Here is a 20961-nt window from a genome sequence, read left to right as displayed (position 1 = left end):
TCCCGCCACCACCACGCCAATCCGACAACCACGAACCGACACGAGACGAGGTACAACGCGATGACCGACACCCCCGATGTTCCGACAACAGCGACCGTCGAGCAGGTGCACGCTCTCATCGGCCACGACGGTGACGAGAGGTTCGATGACCTGCTTCTGGTGTTGGCCGGCGACGAGGCCGACGTGACCACGTGGCAGGGGCGGAGGATCGCGGCCATCGTCGCGACCCTCACCGATGCGCAGATCACCGACTGTGCGAGGCCTACGACCTGTGCCCGCTTCATCGGCGCGACATCGGAATCTGCGGCGACGATGACGCACCCACGTGCCGCGACTACCGCACCGGACGGCTACCCGAAGCCACCTGACTCTCCAGGTCGGTATCGAACCGACGGCGCGGCCCTCTCGGTCGGATCCCATCGCACCGGCCAGGGATTGACACCGGACCGTCGACCTGCCCATGCCGACCGTGTCCAAGCCTTCGAGGGCCGGGTCCACAGAGGACGTAGAAGCTGAGGCAGGGGAGAACAGCACAGGGGCGGCCGGGGAGTGAGCCGGGTCCGGGACCGGGGAGAGGTCGATCTGCCCTCAGCGTTTCAGGTCGGGGCGTGGCCCGCCGATGAACCTGGGCCACCCGCCCGGGGAAGACAAGCCGAGCTTCGCTCGGTCGCCTTCGGCGATCTTCCCCGACCGGCCGTCCCAGAACCCCCGCCGTTCCCCACCCCGACCTGAACTACGCAGTCCAGATCGACATCACCCCGATCCCGCACCACTCGGTGTGGGTAGGGAACAATCGAGCGAAGGAGTTACCGATGGCCAACGAGCCCACCATGACGTTGATCGGCAATGTGACCGCGGACCCCGAGTTGCGGTTCACGCAGAGCGGCACGGCGGTGGCGAACTTCTCGGTCGCGCAGACTCCGCGCATGCGGGACAGGGCGACGGGGGAGTGGAAGGACGGTCAGGCGCTGTTCATGCGGTGCACCGTGTGGCAGGACTTCGCGGAGCACGTGGCGGAGTCGCTGCGTCGGGGCATGCGGGTGATCGTGGTCGGGCGGCTGAAGCAGCGCAGCTTCGAGACCCGCGAGGGTGAGAAGCGCACCGTCGTGGAGATGGAGGTCGACTCGGTTGGCCCGGACCTGCGGTGGCAGGTCGCGACGGTGCAGAAGGCCAGCCGGGGCGGGCAGTCGCAGTCGGGGCAGCCCACTGACGACCCGTGGGGCGAGGCACCCGCCGACCGCGAGTTGGTCGGCGCCGGGGCCGGTAGCGACCGACCGCCCTTCTGATCACCGCACTACTCCAGGACAGGGAGTGCCGTGCCCTCGCGCGGCACTCCCTGTCCTGTCGCCAGTGGAGTTGGCCTGGACACCTCCGTTCGGGCGCCGACTCGAGGCGGGACGTCGAACGCGGTGTTGTGCCCCCGGTAAGCGAACGCGTTCGAGTGGCAGCCAACCACTTGCGCAGCACTGACTAATCGTCTGCCCGAGCGGCTCGGCTGGTTTCTTCGGGTACACGGCTTCGCTGTGTGCCCGTAGTGACTGTCCGAACGCGACAGTCGATGTGAGTGCTGTGGTGTCGTCCCGTTTCAGGGAGCGATGCGCGGGACCTGGTGTCCCGCAGGCGATCAACGAAAGCTGATCTTTTCGAGGCCCGGCGTGGGCTGCTACCTACGCCGGGCCTCTCCACATTCCAGAAAGGGTGTCTTTCTGAAATGCCTGCCGTAACGATAGCGGAAGACGAGTGCCACCGGTGCTACGCGCACGTTGACCCGTATACGACGAGGTCCGGTCTCTGTCCAGACTGCGTCGCCGCTTCCATCGAATGCGTCTACTGCGCGGACCTGGAGCCGGCCGACCAATCGGAGGCCGCGTATCCCGACGGTCGCGTGTGCCACTGGTGCGTGAGTACCTACTACACCGAGTGTTACCACTGCCAGCGTTTCGCACGCGACGATTGCCACGTCACGACTCGGTGGGACGGCGAAGCCGTGTGCCCCGCCTGTGTGCAGGACCGGTACTGGCGCTGCGAGGGCTGCGCGGAGTGGATCCTCTCCGGCGACGACTGCGAAGACTGCGACGAGGATGACGCTGACGACTGCGACGACTGCGATGACGCGGACGACTACGTCAGCGGCAGTGAGTACAGCGGCCTGGTTCACGACTACAGCCACAAGCCTGTCCCGGATTTCCACGGCATCGGTCCGCTCTACTTGGGACTTGAGCTGGAGATCAACACGCCGCGTGGAGAGCTGGACAAGGCGGCACACCTCGCGACCTCAGAGTTGGGAACCCTGGGGTATCTGAAGTCGGACTCGTCGATCAAGCGCGGGTTCGAGATCGTGACACACCCGATGTCCCATGACTGGGCAGCCGAGCACTTCCCCTGGCCAATGCTCGCGAAGCTACGCGGCACGGGGTGCAGCCCGGACGGCAATGGCCTGCACGTGCACATCAGCCGGGCCGCGTTCGACGGACCGCTGCACATCTACCGGTGGTTGAAGTTCTTCTACCGCAACCAACGGCAGGTGATCCGCATCGCGCGGCGCAACGAGCCGCGCTGGGCGGCGTTCAGCGAACACAACCGCCGCAACGCGAAGACCCTCGCGAAGGGCGAAGCCTGGGGAGAGCGGTACTCGGCCATCAACACCAACAACACCGACACGCTCGAACTGCGGATCTTCGCGAGTTCCCTGACTGAACAGGAAGTGCACGCCGCGCTCGATCTGGCCGCCGCGTCGGTGGAGTACACGCGCACGCTCACCACCCGCGACATCACCCGCCACGGGGGTTGGCAGTGGCCGGCGTTCCGCGCCTGGGTCGAACCCCGCCCGCAGTACCGGGCACTGGCCCACGAGATGGCAGCCACCGACATCGACGACACACAGGAGCTGCCATGTGCATGCTGACCTACGTCCCCGCGGGCATTCAGCCCGACACCGACGCACTCGGTAACGGTGCGGAGCGCAACCGGGACGGGCATGGTTACGCCGTGGTCACGGGAAACCGGATCATCGTCGGCCACAGCCTGGACCCCGAGATCATGATCAAGGAGTTCGCTGCGGTCCGCGAGCGGCACGCGGACGGTCCGGCGCTGTTCCACAGCCGGTTCGGGACACACGGTGGAGTGACGAAAGCCAACTGTCACCCGTTCCGGGTGGGTGGTGACCGCCGCACCGTGATGGCCCACAACGGGATCCTCCCCGACGAGGTACATCCGGCCAGAGGGGACCGCCGATCGGACACACGGATCGCGGCCGAGGACCTCCTGCCAATGCGGCCTTTCGGGTCGCTCGCGCACCGCAAGGCACGGCGTCGTTTCGAACAATGGCTTGGCCCGTCGAACAAGGTCCTGATCTTGACCGTGGACCCCGCCTACGGTGACCGCGCGATCCTGCTGAACGAACAGGCCGGGAACTGGGACAACGGGATCTGGTACTCCAACATGGACTACCAGCAGCGCCCCACCGGGATGTGGGAGACAGCGCCAGGCTGGTGGGACGACGACTGGCCGGCCACACGCGCCGACTGGCCGCCGGAGTACCTCGCACCGTGCGGGGTGTGCGAGGCCGAGGGCCAGATCAACCCGATGACCGGCTACTGCGACGTCTGCTCCGCATGCGTCGACTGCCAGGCATGGGAAGAAGACTGCCTCTGTTACACGCCAGCCCGTGCCACCGCACAGCCTCGCGACCGCGATGAGGTCAACTGGGCGGGCGACCTCGTGACGCTCGTCGGCGACGACGAGTCCGGGCGCCCATCGCCGGACTGGCTCGCGCGGGAGGCCTCGTGATCATCTACATCCTCGCCCGCCTCGCCGTCTGCATACTCGGCTACACGCTCGGCTACACGCTCGCGAAAGCGCTCGGATCGTGGACTGAGGCCCTGGTCGTGATCACCTGCCTCTACATCCTCTTCGGCGACGACTCCCGGAAGTCGTGACACACGGCTCCAGTGCGGACAGAGGTCTGCCCCGCACATCACGCTGTGCGGGGTGGGCCTGTGTCGGCGGTCCGCCGGCCGCAGCTTCTCGTTGATCACCCAGAAAGAGCCAGGCACACCCGCCAGCGTTGCTGCCGGCTCACGCCTCGGTCGGGCACCTCCCTCCCCGGGTGCCCGGCCGAGGGCCCACCCTCGAAGGAGGACCTCGGTTGTCGCTCGCAGCCACACCGGACCCGAACGCCCGCACGGGCCTGGGCGACTTCGGGTACCGCGCACACGACTCGCTCATCCCGCGACCGCCCTACCACCAGCCGCTGCCCACCACACCACCCTCGGCCGGAGGCCCGGCGACCGACCTGTGTGGCTGTCCGGCCTGCCTCAGCGGCGGCTTCTACACGGTCTCACCGGCCTGCCGGTTCTGGCGCACCGAGTGCGAGGTGTGCGGCGGCCACCGCACCTACACCTACCGGGTGCCCGGCAGCTGGCGCCGCACCAGCAGCGACTGCTTCCTGTGCGTTCGGGACTGGCAGCACGCCGTCGCGTGGTTCTACCTGGTGCTGCGCACTCCCACCGCTGCGTGGCTGCTAGCGGCTAGCGCATCCGACACCGCCTTCGACTCACACACCGAGGGGAGGGCCTGAGGTGCTCGGTGGTCTTCCTCGGTGGCACCGTCCACGGTGTCAGCGGTGCCGGCGTCGAGCCGCGCTGACCTACCGGGGCTGGTGCCCGGCCTGCGTCCAAACCTGCTGCGGCGACGGGGAGGGTCAGCGGGTCGGGCTCCCCGTACCCGTCGACATCGACCACGCCCTCCAACAACTCGACCAGCACCTGCAACGTGACGGCTACCGGCCCCAGACGTGCTGGACCTGCGCCCTCCTCAGCGCCGACTGCACCGAGTGCGACACCCCACTACCCGACATGTCGCCACAGGAGCGCGCGGACCACGCTGTCGTGGACCGATGGGTCGTAGTCGGCTGCGAGAACTACGTCACCGCCGCGCTGCGCGCGGCCGCCGTTTACCTGATCTGACCAGCCCCCGCGCCCCAGCCCCGTTACGGGGCTGCCGCGTCGATCTCAGCCTCACCCACAGCAAGGAGGGTCACACCCGTGTCCATGCCCGTCGACCTGCAACAGAGCACGCGAGCCATCACGTTCGCGTTCCTCGCCTGCGGATGCCGCACCGTCTACGACGACCGCGACCCACAGCCCGGCGAGACCGTCGTCTGTCCCAACCTACTCACCTGCGATAGCCACCGCGGTGGGCGGACCACGGTCCGCCAAACCCTCACCGGCACCCTCCTACCGCCGGCGCGACAGGTCACCGCGTAGACCACGTAGCCCTCAGCAGGACAGGACCGGAACGAGCCGACTGGCAGCGCGGCACTGTGACGTTTCCCCTGTACGACGGCACCGTGAACCACTACCCACGGCACGAGCCGCCGGCTGGTCCGGCCCCACAACGCCGCCAGAGGCGGCGCCCCACACCGACCCAGCACCCGCGAAGCGAGGGCCGGCTTACGCGGGTTACTGACCAGTGCGGTAAACCTCCGGGCGCACGACGCTGCACAGACAGGTCAGGAGAGACCAGGGGTACTCGAGGAGTGGGGGAGGGTGCCAGCACGGAAGCCCCGCAGGGCTTGCCACCCCACAGGGGCGGCCTCGCCAAAGACCGTGCTGGCACGTGCCTGACGAGTCGACGGGCTGATTGACACCGAGGTGCGCCAGGCCACGCCAGTCTAGCCAGTGGCCGGCACCCAAGAGCATCACGGGGTACTGCTGGTTCCGCTGCTCAGAGGGGTCGCAGCCGCGACTCACCAAGCACCCTTCGCTTTTCGCAGGATCTCATGGCGGGGTGGTCGCCTCAAGGGCGCCTGACGGCGTCGGCTTCGCCGATCGAGCTAAAGCTCGACCCTTGACCCGACCACCCCGCCACCAGGCCCTAAAAGCGCGAAGGGGGCTGGCAGAAAAAGAGGGTTAAAAAGAAAGCATCGGATTGGAATTGGAGTCAATTCTCGCTGGCTGCTGTCCTAATCGCATGTTGAACAAAGAGTTATTTCCGGAGTTCGGACGGTCGAATGTGACGAAATAAATGGGGCGAATCATTCGGAAATGCTTGTATATTCCGCGCATTGTCGATAGGATCGCAACTGTAAGGACGTCGAGAACGCCAAAGCTCGACGAGTCGACAAGCTGATTCGATAGGGATTCTGATTCTCATGTCACAGACCCCGTGTGTGTCCGATGCGGTCGCTGACGTCGCGACCATGATCAAAAAGGGTGATCTTAAGCAGGCCAAGCGCACCATGGCGCAGCTCCTGGACAACGTGCACCCCACAGTGTTGACCCTGCTCAACGAGTGCGCCGACATCCTGTCACGTCCGAACGCGGTAGCACGACCCAAGCTCACCGTCCTGTGGCAGCGTTCCGACGAGACCGGCCGCAAGGTCATCGAGGCATGCGCGCCCGCGCGGGACGAGTGGGAACACCGCCAGGTCCCCGAGCTGCCCGCCGACGACCGCCCGCGCCAGTCCGAACCCCGCGCGGGACAGGTGAGGACCCGCAGGGGCACGCCGGTCAACGAGTGGGAGCTACGCGCCCGCCGCGACCAGCGACAGGCCCGCAAGGACACCGCCGCGTACCACGACCCCGACACCGGCCGTGCCGGAGTCGACGACGAGCCATGGCGCGGCAAGGACCGCCCCGACGCCTACGCCCTGGACTACGACAAAGCCGCCCTACACGCCCTCCGTGGCCTGGACTGTGTGCACTGCTACAGCGAACGCACCCGCACCGACCACGCCCCCCACGTGCGCGAAGGCGACCTGTTCGACGACGGACTGTGCACCGAGTGTCGCGACCGTGGTCGCGAGGGTATCCCGTCGTTGCCCGCCGGGTTCGTGTTCGCGGACCCCTTCGCGCAAGCCGCGTTGCTCGTTGCCGCCCGCTGCACCTACATCGCGTCACGGCACCACCCCGCCACCGCCCGCACTCTGCTCAACCGCGACTGGGAAGCCGTACCCGGTCACGCCCGCGCCCTGATCGCGGCATGGGGCAAGGCCAACACAGCCCTAGTCGCGGCCCCCGCCGCAGGCAGTCAGGCCCCCAACGCCGACGCGTGCCAGTGCGGAAGCGTCCGCCAAGTCCGTGACGGTCAGTGTGTCGAGTGCCGCCAACTCGACACCGAGACCGAGAAGCCGGCCGAGGAGCCCGCCGAAGAACCGGGCGAGGCACCCGCCGAGGATGAGCTTTACCAGCACTGTTTCGAGTGCGAACGCAGCTACGCCACCGAAGCCGAGCTGATCAAGGCGTGGAACGCCGGTCGAGGGGACGGAGTCCCCGCAGCCACCAGCGGCAAGGACATCACGTTCTGCCCCGACTGCATGCACGACTTCCTGTGCCCGCCCGACGAGCCGGCCGACGAGCCCGCCGACGAGTCCGCGCCCGCGACCGCCGCCGCCTGACCCGTGTGTCGGGTCCCGACCGGTGGCCGGGACCCGACACGGATTAATCTCCCACAGCCTCCCCAGGGCCATCCCCCCACCCTCTCCACAACCTCACGCATTCCCCTCAGCTCACCACCGCATCCCAAGATCACTCAGCACCCCCAAGACTCACAAGATCAAAAGATCACACACCTCTGGCACTCGCAGTGTGCGGAAGCAAATCCACTTCCGAAGTCCGGTAGACTTGGTGGCCTGGGGGGAAGGGGTGCCGTGGCCGCACGGTGACCATGACGTGTCACGTGCTGCACGCCGGGGATGGCTACCAATACCTGACGCGTCAGGTCGCTAGTGGCGATGTGCAGCGCTCTGCTTTTGATCCACTCGTCGCGTACTACACCCTCGAGGGCAACCCGCCCGGGGTGTGGGCCGGGTCCGGGATCGCCGAGCTTGGGGTGTCCGGGCAGGTCTCGGAAGAACAGATGGCCGCGCTGTTCGGCGAAGGCTTGCATCCGGACGCGCAGGAGTTGATCGCTGAGCGGGTCGCCGCGGGGATGCCGTTCGAGAAGGCTCGCGCAGACGTCCGATTGGGGCGCCGGTTCGCCGAGTACGACAACGACATCCCGCTCGTCGCGCGGACCCGCGCCGCGTACGCGCGGTTCGAACGCGAGAACCACCGTCGCCCGACGGTGCGGGAACGCCGGCTGATCAAGGAAGCCGAGGCCACCGCGCTGCTCGCCGAGATCGCGCCTGGTGAGGAGATCACGCCGGAGCGGGTCCGGCAGTACATCGTCGACGAACTCGGTCGAGCCCGGCACGCGGTCGCTGGGTTTGATCTGGTGTTCTCGCCGGTCAAGTCGGTGTCGCTGCTGTGGGCGCTGGGCGGTCACGAGCTCCGGCAGGTCATCGAGGAGATCCACGAGGAAGCGTGGCAACGCGCTCTGGCCTATGGCGAGCAGGTCGCCGCGTTCACCAGGATGGGTGCCGGCGGTATCGCCCAGGTGCCGTCGTCGGGATTTATTGCGACGGCTTACCTGCACCGGGATTCCCGCGCCGGTGACCCCGATCTGCACACCCACGTCACCGTCGCGAATCGGGTCAAGGGGCCAGACGGCAAATGGCGCACCTTGGACAGCAAACAATTGCACGCCGCTGCGGTGAGTATGAGCGAAGTCTACAATTCCACGGTCGAGCAACTCATTGTCCAACGGCTCGGTGCGGAATTTGTGGACGTGCCCAAAGGCCCGGGAAAACGCGCGGTGCGGGAAATCGCGGGCATGCCGATGGAGTGGATCAGGGGGTTCAGCCGCCGCCGGTCCCAGGTCGAGGCCGGCTACGACGAGCTGGTCCGGGACTACGTCCGCCGCCATGGCCACACCCCGCCGCGCACCGTGCAGTATCAGCTGGCGCAGCAGGCCACGCTGGCGAACCGGCCCACCAAGAGTGGGCTGCGGACGCTGGCTGAGCAGGTCGCGGACTGGACCCGTCACGCTCACGAGCTACTGCCCGGTGTGTCCATCCGAGAGGTGATCGCCGGCTGCCTGCACCGCCCCACAGCATCGGCCGAGTACGACCCGGCCGAGGTGGCGGCCACGGTGGTGGATGTGGTGTCGGCGAACCGGGCGACCTGGAACGTGTTCCACATCCGCGCCGAGGCGCACCGCCAGCTCCGCCCGGTCGACTTCCCCGACGCCGAGGAGCGGATGGCCGCGGTCGAGATGGTCACCCAGCTCGCCCTCGGCCGCGAGTCGGTGCTGCTCGACGTCGAGGTCGAACCCGCCCCGAAGGCGTTGCAGCGCCCGAACGGGGAGTCGGTGTTCACCCGGCACGGCTCCCAGCGCTACACCAGCGAGGAGATCCTCGCCGCCGAGCAGCGGCTGGTCGACGCCGCCCACACCCATGCCGGCCCGGTCGTCTCCCGCTTCGCCCGCAACCTCGCTATCCGCCGGTTCGAGCACGCCGGACGGAAGAAAGTCCAGCTCAACCCCGGTCAACGAGCACTGGTCGAGCACTTCGTCTCCTCCGGCCGGTTCCTCGCCGTGGGCATCGGACCACCGGGTACCGGTAAGTCCACCGCGATGCGCGCGGTGCGCGAGGCATGGGAGAGCACCGGCGGCCGTGTGGTCGGCTTGGCGCCGTCCGCGGTCGCGGCGAGCGTGCTCGGGGACGAACTCGGGGTGCGGGCGAACACCCTGCACAGCCTGATCCTGGCCCATCTGATGGGCGAGGACATCGACATCGCGGCCGGCGACATGCTCTTGGTCGACGAGGCCGGCATGGCCGACACCCGCTCACTGGACATGATCCGTGAGATCGCCGCCGAACACGGTGCCGTGGTGCGGCTGGTCGGTGACCACCGGCAGCTGTCCGCGGTCGAGGCTGGCGGGGCGCTGCGGTTGATCTACCACGACAGCGGGGGAGTGGAACTCACCGACGTCCGCCGGTTCACCGACCCCGCCGAAGCCGAGGCCGTCCTGCAGTTCCGGGTCGGCGACCCCCGCTCCATCGACTTCTACGCCGACCACGGGCGACTGTTCGGCGGGGTGCGCGCGGTCGCGCTGGACAAGCTTTACGAGGACTGGAAAGCCGACCTCGCCGCCGGCCGTGTCTCGATCATGATGTCCGACTCCGCGGACGTCGTCCGCGAGCTCTCCGCGAGGGCCCAGGCCGAGCGCCGCGCGAACGGGAGCGCCGAACTCGGCGGTGTCGAGCTACACGATGGCACCCATGCGGGTGTCGGCGACCGGATCGTGACCCGCAAGAACCGCCGCCAACTCGCCGTCCACCGAGGTCGGGACTACGTCAAGAATGGCGACCTGTGGCACATCGAGAAACGCTACCGCGATGGCCGGCTGCGGGTCCGCCACGTCCAGCACCGGGGCCGGGTCACCCTGCCCGCCTGGTACGTGCAGGAATGGGTTGAACTCGGCGACGCCGCGACCATCCACCGCAGCCAGGGCATGACCGTCGACACCGCCCGCGCGTTCCTCACCACCGCCGCCACCCGCGAAGCCGCACTCGTGGCCCTCTCCCGCGGCGTGCACGGCAACTACGCCTACCTCGACACCCACACCGTCATCCACCCCGACGAACCCACCATCCTGCCCGGCGACCTGTTCTACCGCTACCGCGAAGCCACCCCAACAGTGCGGGCCCTGGCCGCGATCCTCGCTCGCGAAGGCGCCGAACTCTCCGCCACCGAAACCCTCCGCCAAGCACTCGCCGACCTCGAACTGCTCTCCAGACTCGTGCCCGAGTACGACTACGGCCTCGACGTCCACCGCGGACCCCACGCTGCCGAACAGGCCGAGCAGTGGATCCGCGACGCCTTCCCCCACCCCGCTGGTGAGGTCGACGCCGACGACGTCCTCACCGACGACGCCTGGCCCGCGCTCCGCGCCCTCCTCCACAAGATCAACGACGCCGGCCGAGACCCGGTCGACCTGCTCCGCGAACGCGCTGAGGAACGTGAGTTCGCGTCCGACCCGCGCAACCCCGCCCGCTCGGCCGCCAAAGTCTTGCATTACCGCCTTGCCAACGACCTGCCCTACCCGCCCGACGGCGTCGGTCGACCCGACCTACTGCCCGGGTGGGTCTCCAGCCCACCCGAACCCGATCCCAACCAACCCGGCCTCGACGCCGACCCCGACCGCCTCGAACTCGCCGACTGGCTCCGTGCCCGCGCGAACCGCATCGCCGACCGCGTCCGTGATCTCGGTGAACACGCCGCCCACACCCCACCGGTGTGGGTCGCCGATCTCGGGGACGTGCCCGACGACCCCGTCGCGCGTGAGGTGTGGATCCGGTGTGCCGGCCATGTCGCCGCCTACCGCGAACGCTGGCAGGTCCCCGACACGGATCCGACGCTCCTGCCGCCGTGCGACCGTGGCGAACAAGGCCGCGCCCGTGCCTGGGTTGCCCACTACCTCGCCCAACACCCGATGCCCGAACCGCTCGTCGACGACCAGCTCGCCGCACGCACCAGCCGGGTACGCAGCCGGCTCGACGCGCTGAAGACCCGCATGACCCGACCACAGAACCCCTCGACCGACCACGAACCGAGCCCGAGCGAGGAACCAGCACCGGAGACCTCGCCGACTGCGGGACAGGACCTCGATATCGGCCTGTGAAATCCGGCTCAACTCCTACCAGGGACACGCAGAAGTGCTCGGTTACGAAGGAGAAGGATCGGGCACAGCATGGCGACAACCCGGTAGCCGTGTGCCTTGACGTCCTGTTGAGGTCCGCCACCCACCGGCTACGCCGACCAGGTCCAACTCGATACGCCTGGCCGCCACTCGCTGCCGCGAGCTCTCGGAAGCACGCGCCAGCGGGCGAATGGCCGTTGACAGAAAATGTGGGCGCACGATTCGTGGTTGGCGGCTCAGCTCTCTTCTGCTCCTAGGGGGTTGGCCAGAGCATCGATCTCGGCGATGACCGCCGGCCATAACGGGCGGGGCAGATCGTGGCCCATGCCGGGAAAGATGACGAGTTTCGCGTCGGGGATAGTGGCGGCGAGTGCCCGGCCTGCGGCGGGGCGGATCATCGGGTCGGCGGCGCCGTGCAGTACGAGAGTGGGCACGCGGAGGGTGGCCAGTACGGATCGGCGGTCGCCGCTGGCGAGAATGGCCGCGCCCTGCCGGCGGGCGGCGTTGGGGTCGCTGCCGCCGCGTTCGGTGATCCTCCGAGCGAGGTCGCGCAACCACTGCTCGTCCGGCGGATACGCGGGCGAGCCGATCACCCAGTGCCCGCGGACCAGTCGCTCCGCCAGGTCGCCGGCTCGGCGAGCCCGACGCAGGCGGAAAGTGGTCCAGAGCGTTCGCCGGCCGATCCGCCAGTGCGGGGTGGAGGAGATGCAGGTCAGGGTGCGTGTCCGGGTGGGGTGTCGAATCGCGACGGTCTGGGCGATCATCCCGCCCAGCGACATCCCGACGATGTGCGCGCTGTCCCACCTGAGCGTGTCGAGCACGGCGACCGCGTCGTCGGCCATGTCCTCCAGTCGATACGGAGCCCACGCCGGGTTACGCAGCACGGCGACCACTCGTGGTGGCCTGGTGCCGGAGAAGCGGGTGGACAGCCCGGTGTCCCGGTTGTCGAACCGGGCCACGGCGAACCCGTGCTCGACCAGACCGGCACAGAACTCCTCCCGCCAGTACAGCATCGACAGGCCCAGCCCCATGACCAGCAGCAGCGGTTCCCCCTGACCGAGGTCGCCGAAAGTGTCGTAGGCGATCTCCACCTTGCCGTGTAGGGCCCGGCCCTCGCCCACCGACACCACTTCCACTCTCTGAGCAGCTTTCGTACCGTCGTGATGTTACGGGTGTAACCTACGAGTGTGGCAGGTGATGCAGTGGATGATTGTTGGTTGGTGGTGAGCGTGTCGACGGCCGGCGCGGCCGCATCGTTGCGGGTGCAGGTGTGGCGCAAGCTCCGCTCGCTGGGTGCCTTGTACTTGCAGCAGTCGGTGTGCCTGCTGCCTGCACGACCCGAGGTCGTGCGGGAGGTGCGCCGGTTGGTCGACCGGGTGCAGCGCCAGGGCGGTTCGGCGCGGGTGCTGCGGATGGCGTTCACCGACCCGGCCGAGGAGCAGGCGGTGATCGCCGAGCTGAACGCCGCTCGCGACGCCGAGTACGCCGAGGTCCTGGAACGCCTCCCCGAGCTGCGAAAGGAACTGGCCGAGGAGCAGGCGCGCGGGAACGTCACCTATGCCGAGGTTGAGGAGTCCGAGGCCGACCTGGACCGCTTCCGCACCTGGCTGGCCAAGATCGCCGCCCGCGACTACTTCACCGCCCCCGGCGGCCAAGCCGCCCGCGACGCCGTCGAGCAGGCTGCTGCCGAGTTGGCCGCGTTCGAGGACGCCGCCCTCCAGGCCGAAGCCCCCGAACCTCACCAGACCGCGACGAGCACGCCGACCGATGCCGCTGCCGGCGAGGGACCGTGGCTGCGGGCGGTGGAGCAGCCGTGACCGGATCGTTCTGGTGGGACCTGCTCATCGGCGTGGCCGCCGCGCTGCTGTTGGCCTGGCTCGCCCTCGTCGTCCTGCTGCTCATCGCCCGCCCACGCGGCAACCTGCTTCGCGAAGCGCTGCGGGTGCTGCCCGACGTGCTCCGCCTCGTACGCCGGCTCGCCGCGGACAAGACACTCCCACGCGGGGTCCGTGTCCGACTCGGGCTGCTTCTGGCCTACCTCGCCATTCCCATCGACGTGATCCCCGACTTCATCCCCCTCCTGGGCTACGCCGACGACGCCATCATCGTCACCGCCGTACTCCGCTCCGTCGTCCGCCGCGCCGGTCTCGACGCCGTCCGGGCGCACTGGCCGGGCACTGACGACGGATTCACCGCCGTCGCCCGCCTCACCGGCATCAACCGCCAGGCGCGATGACCGAATGAACGCGTGATCGTCAACTGACCATCTGCGACTGCCGTCGTGTCGTCAGCGGTCTACATGTAGCCCGCCTTCCTCGATCACGTCGAATGACGATCAAACGATACGCACAGTAGGGAAGCTGTCGGACACCGGACCGGACTTGAGCTGCGGTGCCGTGGCCGGATCACCTGCGCGTTAGGAATGGTCATGTTGGTGTTGAGCCAAGAGTGACTGAGCGCGTGCAAGGTCTTGCGGGGTGTCAATGGCGATGCCGTTGTCATCGACTTTGACCATCTGCACTTCGCGACCATGTTCGAGGAAGCGGAGCATTTCGACGCCCTCGGCGCGTTCTATTGGGCCGGGCGTTGTGGTTGCAAAGTCACGGAGGCCAGCCGGCGTGAATGCATAGAGTCCGAGCTGTCGGAAGTAGGTAGGGTGCGTGGCGGCGTGTGGATATGGTATCGGTTGACGGGAAAATGCCATCGCCGAACCGTTTACCCTCAGGGTCACCTTTACAACGTTGTGGTCGCGCACAGTTGATGGATCCTGGAGCCCGCTATAAGCGTTGACGACGGCGACCGTGTTACCATTCAGGCTATGCAATGCTGATGCAACCCTGTCAATAGATTCTGGCGAGATGAACGGTTCATCGCCCTGCACGTTAACGTAGCCGTCGTAAGCTGAGAAGGCTTGCTGTTGAGCACATTCCGCGACCCTATCCGTTCCGGTGGAGTGGTCTCCTGTGATTACCGCAGGTATGCTCCATCTCGCGCACTCGTCCATGATACGTGTGTCGTCTGTAGCGACCACGGTCTGTGTGATGTGATCTGCTTTCAGGCATTGTTGGTAGACGTGCCATATCATGGGCTTGCCACCGAGTAGTACCAATGGCTTACCGGGGAATCGTGTTGATCCGAATCGGGCTGGTATTACGGCGAGCAGGCCAGGGAAGGTGGAAGAACTACGAGACATGTTGGGGCTCCTAGATGGCGTTCTTTGTCTGTAGTGGACCGGCCAGGGCCTTGCTGCCAGTGTTGAGAATGCTCACCGTTCGGTCGAGCGAGGACAGTTGTTGGGCGATTCCCTCGATGAGCGTTGTTGTAGGACGCCAGTTCAGCACATGGTGGGCAACAGTGGTGTCGGCCAACGTGGCTTCAACGTCGCCGGCGTGGCTGTTCACCACCACCACTGGTGTGGGCAGACCGACGAGCCCGCAGATGACATCGAGTACGTGCAGCAGGTTGGCTTCAACGCCGGCGCCCACGTTGATCACTGCATTGCCTGTTCGGGCTGTCGCGGCAGCGATTGTGGCCGCTACGACGTCATCTATGAAGGTGAAGTCGCGCCGCTGATGGCCGTGTCCGAACAGTCGCAATGGCTGACCGGTCATGGTGGCCATCAGGGCGCGGTGGATGAACATGTCGTGGCGTTGGCGTGGTCCAAAGACCGAGAAGTAACGGAGGGCGACTGCTGTGGTGGGGCAGTCGTCGCGGGCGGCGTGCGCGAGGCAGAGTTGTTCCGCGGCCAGCTTGGTGACGCCGTATGGGGAGGTTGGTTGTGGAAGATCGCTTTCTTTGCTGGGTGATCCATCGGTGGCGCCGTACACGCTCGAGGACGACGCGACTACGACGCGCGGAACGTGCAGGTGGGTGGCTGCGTCCATGAGCCGCTGCGTGGCAAGGATGTTGCAGGACGTGTAGTCCTCGAATTCTGGGCCCCACGAAGGGCGTACGCCTGGAATCGCAGCGAGGTGGAATACGACATCAACGTCGCGTAGGTGCTCCCCGAGTGATGCGGTGCGGAGATCCGCCACGGCGTAGCTGAAGTTGGGCGCCTCGAGCAGATCGGCGAGATTGACTGCGGCAGTCTGGTCTTGTTGGGGGTTACGCCGGTCGATACCGACCACTGTGGCGCCTGCACGGACGAGGGAGCCGCTGAGGTGGGAGCCGATGAACCCGGCAGCGCCGGTGACGACCATGCGCTTGTCGGTCAACGAAGGTACGGCGTTCATGGATTGCTCCACAGGGTCGGTGAGGGGGTGGGATGGCGAGCAAGTCGGTCCAGGATGGCGCGGCCGTGCATGGCGAGAGCGTCGTCGTCGGTGTCGCGTCCCCGGACCAAGGCGGTGGCGGCCTCCAGCGCGCCGAAGTGGTACAGAAGCGTCCGTTCCTCTTCGGAGAGATATGTGCCATATCCGCGGACGAAGGCCTGGTAAAGATCGGGTTGATGCGGCCAGTAGCGATGTGCCAGCCTCGCCATGTCCCGGATGTGAGAGTCGGGCCGGGCGTGTTCGAAATCGATCAACCGAACTGTGCCGTCGTCGTCCACGATCCAGTTGCGTGGTTGGAAGTCCAAGTGGCAGAAGCGTACTTCCACGGGGCTGGATGCGATGGTTTCCGCGTGGTCGAGGAGCAGGCGGCGCTCACCTGCGTTCAGCAGAACGCCTGCGCGGTCGACCCAGTGCGCGGTTCGTTGGCCGAGCGTGACCGCCATGTCGTGGCTGTACTCGGGTGGAGTGCTGTCATGCAGTTGGCGTAGAACGTAGGCGGCACTCTGATGTGCGGCCCGCTCAGCCTCGGCGCCAGAAATCACATGGTCGGCTGTGGCGCCGGGCACGGCGGTGAGCAGCAGAACCAGGTGCTCGTGATCGGAGGCCACCAGTTGCGGTGCCCGATCGCGAAGCGCGGGAACCCAATGGGTGTAGGCGTGTATTTCCCGTGCGTATCGGTTACGGGAGGTATGGCGTTTGGCCAGGTACCGGCGACCTCGCGTGTCAGTGAACGCCATGACATGGGCCGGCAACGTCGCGTCGGAAGTGACCGTCACGGATCCGAGGGTTTTCCGCGCAAGAGCGTGGACCGCGTCGGTAGGTTCGATCATCCTGTTTGTTCCTTGACGTCAGTCGTCTGTCCTTCGGAGCAAGGAGTGCTGCGGCCGCCGCGAGCACCATGCCTTCGCATGTCGAGATGCGAGGTGTCGTTGTGGCAGTCCAGCCACCAGCTTTCGTGACCGAAGCGATTGTGTTGGTGTTGCCATCGGGTGAGGGATGCGTGATCGACCGTGAACCGCACTGGGCTGCCGAGTGGCAGGCTGAGCAGGAGGCTGTGCGCGGCGATCACAGTTTCTCCGTGCGCGGCCACAAGAATGCGTTGGCTGGCCACTCTCGACAGTAACTCGGCGAGGAACGCGGTGGCGCGGCTGAGGAAGTTGTTCCAGGTGTCCGAGCTGGCTGCCCATGGCCGGTCTGGATGCGCCTGAGGGTGCCCGCGAAAGTTGGCGGTGATCTCTCGCCAAGTTCGTCCGTCAGCGTCGCCGTGGATCGGCCCGTCCAAGCCGGGCTCGACGACCACGGGTACCTTCAGGGTGTGGGCGAGGATCTCTGCGGATTGGCGTAAGCGCAGGCGTGGTCCGGTGTATACAGTCGTGATGTGGGGCGTGCCGGGGTATTCGGCAGCGATTCGGTCCGCTGCCAGTTGTATCTCGATCCTGCCCTGGTCGGTGAGGCCGGTGCAGGTCCTTGGGCCGCCGACGATCCCGGCGACGTTGCAGCGTGCCTGCCCGTGGCGGACAAGCAGCAGTTCGGTGGTGATCACGAGGACGCTCCTCGCCGCGCAGGCGGTTTCACAGTTGGCCATGGGTATCGGTAGCCGCCGCGGCCAAGGTAGGGCGTGGTGAGGATGTGGTGCAGCGTGGCGTAGCGCGACAGGCGCTGGGCATCGACGTGGCCGAGGACCGCACCGTGTCGTGCCGCGGTCGTGTTGTAGGCGTCGAGCGCGGATTCGATGAGTTCGTCGGGGAGCTGGCCGTCGGTCATGGCCAGGGTGACGATCAGTTTGGCCAGGTCGTAGCCGAATAGTGCGAGGGTGAGGTCGTCGAAGTCGACGGTGATGAGCTCGCCGGCGGCGGTGATGAGGATGTTGCGGGGGTTGGTGTCCTTGTAGAAGGCCACGGGCTCCGGCGCGGCTGCCGTCACGATGTCCTGCATGGCGTCGAGGTCGTGTGCGGACAGGTAGCCGGCCTGGTGGCGGCGATGGAGTGCCGCCAGGCGGGGACCGATGAAGTCGCTGATGGTGGCGCCACGGCTGATGGGGTGGGGCTGGTCCATTCGTGCCGTGTGCAGGGTGCTGGTCCACGCTGCGCCGTGGGCGTCGCCGAGGTGCGCGGCGATCCGGACCAGGTCACTCGAGAGGGCGTGACGTCCCAGGACGTGGATGAACTCGAGGCTGGTGTCGCGCACCGTCAGGAGCGCGGGAAGCTGGACCGGCTGGACGTGGGTGGTCAGCCAGCGGTAGTGGTGTTCGGCTGCTGCGCGGGCCTGCATGGTGGGGTAGGCCTTGACGAACCTGTTGGGTTTAGTGGGAGCGGTCATTGCGATCCTTGGCGGCGTGCGACGACGTAGGTGACGGTGGACTCGGTCTCCAGCGGTTCGTCGGGAACGGCTGCGGTCAACGCCGCTGCGATGGCGTCCGCTCGGCCCAGCAGGACTGCCGGCATCTGGTACTTGGGGCTGGTGGCCAGGTACTCGGCGACGTGTCGCAGGCTGGTGAAGATGAAGCGGTGTGGTTCGTGCTCGACGTGACACACCTGCAGTGCCGTGGCTGCCAGTGTCGCAAGGTTCCCGCTGTGAGCCGTTGAGTAGAGGCTGGGACGGGTGCAGGCGGCTTGGTCGAGTCCGGCGGTGGTGACGAGGTCGTCGAGTTGGTGGTAACTGTCGGCGGACTTGGTGACCAGCACCGCGAGTCCGCCGGGTGCGAGAGAGCGCGCGATCTCGGCGATGACCTGCTCCGGCCGGGCTGAGTGGTAGAGGCAGAACGCAGCGACCGCGAGCGAGCACGAACCCGTTTGCAGGGGGAGGCGGTGAAAGTCGCCCTGTATCCACGACACCCCGGCCGTGCCGACTGTGTCCGGCATTCTGCGGCGTGCCTCCGCCAACATCGCGGTCGAAGCATCGATGCCGACGAGGAGATCAGGACGTAACCGCACGGCCAGTGTCTGGCTGCTGCTGCCCCGCCCGCAGCCGATGTCGACGACGAGCTGCCAGTCCAGCTGACCCCGGTACGTGTCGGCGATTTCGGCGACGACGTCTGCGGCCGGTCGACCGGCGGTCTTCGCGCGATGCAGCGCGCCCGTCCGCACCGCGAGCCGATCTGCGCTCCCGTAGAGGATCCGGCCCACGTCGGCGCCGACGAACGGATTCTCGACGCCCCCGGTCACTGGCCCACCGCCAGTGGTAGGCCGGGGCAACCGCGAACCCGACCGAAACCGGGACGGGGCGAGTGGTTGACGGTTAGGGACGTGCCTGGTCGGCGGCTACCTGGGTCAGCCAGCGGCGTACCTGGCGTCGGCTGGTCAGGGTGACGACCGTGGCGTGCTGGGCGTGCTCGTCGATCTTGCGGAGCACCTTGGGGCGCATCTTCTTGCGGTAGGTGCTGATGTAGCGGATGACGCCCCAGTGCATCCGGTTGTACACGCCCGTGGCCTGGTTCTGGCCCGCTCCATGGCGGAGTTGCCGTGACAGCGCTCCCCATAGGCAGGTGACAGCGGGCAGGTCCAGGAAGACGACGGTGTCGCAGGCGTGCAACCGCACGGGCAGTGTGGAGTTGTAGTTGCCGTCGATCACCCAGCTCGGCTCGGCGACGAGTTCGCGCTGCCGCGCTTCGAACGCCTGCATTGGCAGTTCGTTCCAGTCGCTGTCGTAGAACACAGCGTCCAGGTGCGTGACCGGAGCGTCGAGCAGTCTGCCGAGCGTGCGTGCGACGTGGGACTTGCCGCTGCCTCCGCAGCCGATGATCGCGACCTTCTTCATGGGGCTCCAACCTAGTCGTGTCGGCGCGTCGGCCCGTGGTGCTGGTGCCGGCGCGTTGGGGTGATGGTGCATCGATCGATCCGATACATCCGGTTTCGACCTCTTTGTTGGTCATGCGTACTCGACCGCCGATATGTCCCCTGACGAGGTCGTCAGGTGGTCGAAGACGAAGTCCAGGGTGGCCAGTTGCTCGCGGAGCGAGAAGCGCTGAAGACGGCGGACGCAGCCGGCGAGCAGCTCCACGTGTTCGGGACTGCCCGCCAGCTGCCGCAGCCATCCGAGCCGTTGGACTGCTTCGGCACCATCTCGGATCAGCAGTTTTGGCGGCACGAGCTTGTCTGCATGGTTGATGGTGGTGGGGCACAGCGGCAGGCAGCCGGTGAGGACGGCTTCGGGGAGCCGTTGGGTCATTTGTCCTGCTTGGGCGTATCGGGATGGGACGAGAAGGATCGTGGCCAAGGCGCTCCCGTACACCTCGCGTACCTGCGTGAAGGGGATGCGCCCGACGAATCGGACATGGGGCCAACTGTCAGTGGCGGTCCACTTACCGGCCACCACATGATCGACCGCAGCGGCTGCGGGCGCGAAGAAGGAGTCGAACGCCTCATCGCGGTCGTACTGGTTGCCGACGTAGGCCAGGGACCGCGGCCGGGGCGCCGCCGCCAGCGCCACAGGGTCGGCGGTGGCGAGGGCCTCGTCGGCGACCGGGAACAGCAGGCGCACCGCTCCTGGGGTGGGGGACAGCGCGGCTTCGCATACCACGACGTGATCGATCTGTCTCAGCGGGTCGCTGCTCGGCAGTTTCCTATCTTTGTCCCACACGATCGTGGGCGTGCCGTGACACTGTGTGTAGTGGCTGAGCAACAGTTGCTGGCGATGGAGGTCGCAGGTGTGTCCGGCTGTTCCGCAGGCGGTGGTGTTGCGGCCGGGGATGGGCCAGCGCCATTCCAGAAACAGTGCGTCGATCTCGGGAAAGCAGTCATCCCACGTGTAGTCGTGGGAGAGATCGAGGCCGGCTTCGGTGCGGTCGCGGTCGTGTTGGAGAAACACGATGTCGTGGCCGCGGGAGCGGAGGCCGTCGATGAGCACTCTGCGGTGGCTGCGTCCGCCGTCCGGTGTGTCCACGACTCCCGGGCCGAGGAAACCCCAGAAGCCCGCCTTCCGCAGATGATGGAGCTGTCTGGTCGGTGAATCTGGTGTCTGATCTGGGGAAACGCTGGTGGGCCTGGTGGCGGGGCGTGTCACTAGGCGGTGGGATCGATGCAGGTCAGGTGGTTGCGGGTGTCGCCTCGGTGATCAGCGGCGGGACCGGTAGGTCGAGCGTGGTGAGGGTCGCGGTCTGGCTGTTGGTGAGTTTGGTGCGGCGACGGAAGGTGCCGGCGGGGCCGGTGAATGTGCCGAGGTGGAT

General features: G+C 67.0%; 20 protein-coding genes. 11 read left to right on the top strand and 9 right to left on the bottom strand.

Going from position 1 to position 20961, the window contains the following annotated elements; all coding sequences use genetic code 11:
* Positions 1-60: 60 nt before the first annotated feature.
* The 9 genes from ACJ73U_RS32145 to mobF all read left to right on the top strand — a co-directional run bounded on the left by ACJ73U_RS32145 (position 61) and on the right by mobF (position 11508).
* Positions 61-516: a hypothetical protein gene (locus ACJ73U_RS32145; protein ID WP_407781494.1), complete on the top strand. Its 456-nt coding sequence runs from the start codon at positions 61-63 to the stop codon at positions 514-516.
* A 296-nt stretch (positions 517-812) separates the two neighbouring features.
* On the top strand, positions 813-1286 hold the full coding sequence (locus ACJ73U_RS32140; RefSeq protein WP_407781493.1) for a single-stranded DNA-binding protein: 474 nt from the start codon (positions 813-815) through the stop codon (positions 1284-1286).
* Between the two features lie 425 nt (positions 1287-1711).
* Complete coding sequence (locus tag ACJ73U_RS32135) at positions 1712-2905, top strand: hypothetical protein (protein ID WP_407781492.1); 1194 nt, start codon at positions 1712-1714, stop codon at positions 2903-2905.
* On the top strand, positions 2893-3789 hold the full coding sequence (locus ACJ73U_RS32130) for a class II glutamine amidotransferase (protein ID WP_407781491.1): 897 nt from the start codon (positions 2893-2895) through the stop codon (positions 3787-3789). The genes ACJ73U_RS32135 and ACJ73U_RS32130 overlap by 13 nt, the downstream gene beginning before the upstream one ends.
* A complete protein-coding gene (locus ACJ73U_RS32125) occupies positions 3786-3938 on the top strand; it encodes a hypothetical protein (RefSeq protein WP_407781490.1) in 153 nt (50 codons plus the stop codon). The genes ACJ73U_RS32130 and ACJ73U_RS32125 overlap by 4 nt, the downstream gene beginning before the upstream one ends.
* 209 nt (positions 3939-4147) lie before the next feature.
* The gene (locus tag ACJ73U_RS32120) at positions 4148-4579 is read left to right on the top strand and encodes a hypothetical protein (RefSeq protein ID WP_407781489.1); all 432 of its coding nucleotides are present in this window, start codon (positions 4148-4150) and stop codon (positions 4577-4579) included.
* Positions 4580-5045: 466 nt separating this feature from the next.
* Positions 5046-5267, top strand: coding sequence for a hypothetical protein (locus ACJ73U_RS32115; protein ID WP_407781488.1), 222 nt, complete (start codon positions 5046-5048; stop codon positions 5265-5267).
* 935 nt (positions 5268-6202) lie between these two features.
* Positions 6203-7399 (top strand): hypothetical protein, encoded by a 1197-nt coding sequence (locus tag ACJ73U_RS32110; protein ID WP_407781487.1) that lies wholly within the window; start codon positions 6203-6205, stop codon positions 7397-7399.
* A gap of 269 nt (positions 7400-7668) precedes the next feature.
* Positions 7669-11508 carry a MobF family relaxase gene (gene mobF / locus ACJ73U_RS32105; protein ID WP_407781507.1) on the top strand — a complete coding sequence of 1280 codons (3840 nt, stop codon included), beginning with the start codon at positions 7669-7671 and terminating at the stop codon, positions 11506-11508.
* Between the two features lie 254 nt (positions 11509-11762).
* On the opposite strand, the gene ACJ73U_RS32100 is transcribed toward mobF, so the two are convergent.
* The gene (locus ACJ73U_RS32100) at positions 11763-12653 is read right to left on the bottom strand and encodes an alpha/beta fold hydrolase (RefSeq protein WP_407781486.1); all 891 of its coding nucleotides are present in this window, start codon (positions 12651-12653) and stop codon (positions 11763-11765) included.
* Positions 12654-12713: 60 nt separating this feature from the next.
* On the opposite strand from ACJ73U_RS32100, the gene ACJ73U_RS32095 reads away from it, so the two are divergent.
* Both ACJ73U_RS32095 and ACJ73U_RS32090 read left to right on the top strand, forming a co-directional pair.
* Positions 12714-13343 (top strand): Chromate resistance protein ChrB, encoded by a 630-nt coding sequence (locus ACJ73U_RS32095; RefSeq protein ID WP_407781485.1) that lies wholly within the window; start codon positions 12714-12716, stop codon positions 13341-13343.
* Positions 13340-13762 carry a YkvA family protein gene (locus ACJ73U_RS32090; protein WP_407781484.1) on the top strand — a complete coding sequence of 141 codons (423 nt, stop codon included), beginning with the start codon at positions 13340-13342 and terminating at the stop codon, positions 13760-13762. The genes ACJ73U_RS32095 and ACJ73U_RS32090 overlap by 4 nt, the downstream gene beginning before the upstream one ends.
* 180 nt (positions 13763-13942) lie before the next feature.
* Here ACJ73U_RS32090 and ACJ73U_RS32085 read toward each other — a convergent pair whose 3' ends face one another.
* The 8 genes from ACJ73U_RS32085 to ACJ73U_RS32050 all read right to left on the bottom strand — a co-directional run bounded on the left by ACJ73U_RS32085 (position 13943) and on the right by ACJ73U_RS32050 (position 20642).
* On the bottom strand, positions 13943-14719 hold the full coding sequence (locus tag ACJ73U_RS32085; RefSeq protein ID WP_407781483.1) for a 3-deoxy-manno-octulosonate cytidylyltransferase: 777 nt from the start codon (positions 14717-14719) through the stop codon (positions 13943-13945).
* A 10-nt stretch (positions 14720-14729) separates the two neighbouring features.
* The gene (locus ACJ73U_RS32080; protein ID WP_407781482.1) at positions 14730-15758 is read right to left on the bottom strand and encodes an NAD-dependent epimerase/dehydratase family protein; all 1029 of its coding nucleotides are present in this window, start codon (positions 15756-15758) and stop codon (positions 14730-14732) included.
* Positions 15755-16627, bottom strand: a complete 873-nt coding sequence (locus tag ACJ73U_RS32075; protein WP_407781481.1) for a phosphotransferase — start codon at positions 16625-16627, stop codon at positions 15755-15757. The genes ACJ73U_RS32080 and ACJ73U_RS32075 overlap by 4 nt, the downstream gene beginning before the upstream one ends.
* On the bottom strand, positions 16624-17340 hold the full coding sequence (locus ACJ73U_RS32070; protein WP_407781480.1) for a histidine phosphatase family protein: 717 nt from the start codon (positions 17338-17340) through the stop codon (positions 16624-16626). The genes ACJ73U_RS32075 and ACJ73U_RS32070 overlap by 4 nt, the downstream gene beginning before the upstream one ends.
* Entirely contained in the window at positions 17337-18116 is a 780-nt protein-coding gene (locus tag ACJ73U_RS32065) for a phosphotransferase (protein ID WP_407781479.1), read from the bottom strand. The genes ACJ73U_RS32070 and ACJ73U_RS32065 overlap by 4 nt, the downstream gene beginning before the upstream one ends.
* Entirely contained in the window at positions 18113-18961 is an 849-nt protein-coding gene (locus ACJ73U_RS32060) for a class I SAM-dependent methyltransferase (protein ID WP_407781478.1), read from the bottom strand. The genes ACJ73U_RS32065 and ACJ73U_RS32060 overlap by 4 nt, the downstream gene beginning before the upstream one ends.
* Positions 18962-19034: 73 nt before the next feature.
* Positions 19035-19553, bottom strand: coding sequence for a DNA topology modulation protein FlaR (locus tag ACJ73U_RS32055; RefSeq protein ID WP_407781477.1), 519 nt, complete (start codon positions 19551-19553; stop codon positions 19035-19037).
* 111 nt (positions 19554-19664) lie between these two features.
* Positions 19665-20642 (bottom strand): hypothetical protein, encoded by a 978-nt coding sequence (locus tag ACJ73U_RS32050; protein WP_407781476.1) that lies wholly within the window; start codon positions 20640-20642, stop codon positions 19665-19667.
* Positions 20643-20961: the final 319 nt, after the last annotated feature.

Source organism: Actinophytocola sp. (genome assembly GCF_045807065.1).
In the GTDB taxonomy this organism is placed as follows: domain Bacteria; phylum Actinomycetota; class Actinomycetes; order Mycobacteriales; family Pseudonocardiaceae; genus Actinophytocola.
This window is presented reverse-complemented; position numbering and strand designations above follow the sequence as displayed.